The organism is Streptomyces sp. NPDC057654 (assembly GCF_042800135.1).
Lineage (GTDB): Bacteria > Actinomycetota > Actinomycetes > Streptomycetales > Streptomycetaceae > Streptomyces.
In genome coordinates, this window is sequence record NZ_JBHVHQ010001155.1 from 1 (window position 1) to 2,156 (window position 2,156).

The 2,156-nt window shown below is 77.5% G+C and carries 1 protein-coding gene; it reads right to left on the reverse strand.

Annotated features, from left to right (window positions below; translation table 11 throughout):
* Positions 1–2,156: SUKH-4 family immunity protein (locus ACFU99_RS41505; RefSeq protein ID WP_384403351.1), on the reverse strand; the 2,156-nt coding region annotated here is incomplete at both ends.

The window sequence follows — 2,156 nt, forward strand, 5'->3', positions numbered from 1 at the left end:
CATCTGTTCCAGCAACACCGACCACCAGTTCTCCGGCGACGACAGCGCGGCCGAGTCCAGCGAGGCGATCTGCGCCTGGAAGTCCACGGTCCAGCGGCCCGCCTGCTCGGGCGTCAGCCCGTACCGCAGCCGCCACATCCGTCCCAGCAGGCCCAGGCAGCGTACGAACTCCGGCAGCCCGCTGTTCACGAACTGCGGCTCCACCGACTGCCCGTCCGGGCCCGCCTCCACTGGTACCGCGACGATGTGCGCCGTGCCGTACTGCACGCACAGCTGACGCCCGAAGTCGCTGCCCATCACCAGGTACGAACCCGAGTCCGGCGCCGACCGCACCCCGCGCTCCGCCGCCAGCTCCGCCAGCGTCGGCACCGGCCGGCCCTGCTGCGCCTGCGCCCAGAAGAACGGACCGAAGTCGAACGGCAGCCCCGCCCGTACGAGCGTCTGCGCGACCACGTCCGGAACGCCCTGCCGCGACACGGCCCGCTTGTCGAACCGGAAGACGCCCTGCGGCCCGAACGCCTGCGTCAGCTCCTGCGCGATCCCCTCCGGGGGGATCGGCGGCGCGGGCTGCACCTGGCCGGGCGCCGGCAGCGGCGCGCGGTTCGGCGCGGGCCGCGCCGGGCCGTCGGCGACCTGGTGCAGCTCGCCCTGGTGCTCGACGAGGTGCCGTACGCCCTGCTGCCTGGTCGCGTGATCACGGCCGTACGGTGCGGTGTGACTGACCCGCACCTGCGGCCAGGTCTCACGGACCATACGGGCGCAGTAGCCGCCCGGCAGGTCGCAGGACTCCAGCTCGGTGTGGAGCTCCAGCACCTGCTGCGGCGGCACGTTCATCGCGCGCAGCTCGTGCAGGATCTGCCACTCGGGGTGCGGCGTACCGGGCGCGCTGCGCCGGATGAGCTGCTGCTCGGAACCGTCCTGGGCCCGGTAGCGGAGCACCGCCATATAGCCCGGCCCCACGGTCGGCTGCCCGGTGGGCGGCTGCGGCGGATAACCGTACGCCCCGGGCGGCGGCGCCACCCCCGCCACGGCCGCCCCTTGCGGCGGCGGTCCCTGCGGCGTCCCACCGGGCCCAGGCCCGGCGAGCATGGTGGCAGCGGCGTGCACGCCCGGGTTGGCCGGCGGGGCGCCGGGCGTTCCCGGCGAGGCGGGGTGACCACTGGCACTGGGCGCACCGGAGGCGCCGGGGTGACCCGGAGTGCCGGGCGGACCGGGGTAGTTGGGGCCGCCGGCACTGGGCGCGCCGGGCTGACTCGGGGCGCCAGGAGCACCCGACTGCCCCGGAGTACCGGGCGGACCGGGGTAGTTGGGGGCGCCCGGCTGCCCCGGAGCACCGGGGGCGCTCGGCGGAGCGGGCGGGCCGGGGTGGTGGGGGGTGCCGGGAGCACTCGGCTGACCAGGCGGAGGCGGTCCGGGGTGATTGGCGGCACCCGCACCGGGCATAGCGGGCTGGCCCGGCCCGCCAGGAGCGCTCGGCTGGCCCGGAGCGCCGGGGGCGCTGGGGTAGCCATAACTGCCGGAACCAGGCGCACCAGGCTGACCGGACTGGCCCGGAGCACCAGCCGGTCCGGGGTAATGGGGAGTACTGGCACCGGGCGTACCAGGACCCGGAGCACCAGCCTGACCCGGAGCACCAGGCGCGCCGGGGTAGCCATAACTGCCGGAACCAGGGGCGCCGGGAGCACTCGGCCGGCTCGGCGCACCAGGCGGGCTCGGGTAGCCGTAACCACCGGCGAGGGCACCCGGCCGGCCGGGCGGGGCTGGGTGGTTGGGGCCGCTCGCGCCGGGCGCGGCAGGCGGCATGGAGCCGGGAGGGCCGGGCGGCGCGGGAGCCGCCGGAGGCTGCCCCGGTGCGGCGCCGGGCGTACCGGGGCCCGCGAGCATCGTGGGAGCGTACGCCACACCCGCCGGGGCGCCGGGAGCGGCGGGCGGCTGCGGGGTTCCCACGCCGGGCGGGCCGACAGGCCCCGCGGCAGCGGCAGGCGCGGCCGGAGGCTGAGGGCCGCCGGGAACCGGCGGGGTGGCACCCGGCGAGCCGGGAACGCCAGGAGCCGACGGGGCCGGAGCCCCAGGGCCGTTCGGAGCCGCCGGAGCCCGGGGCGCGGCCGGGCTCTCGCCGTCGGACTGCGGGACCAGCCGCGTCGGCACGTACCCAC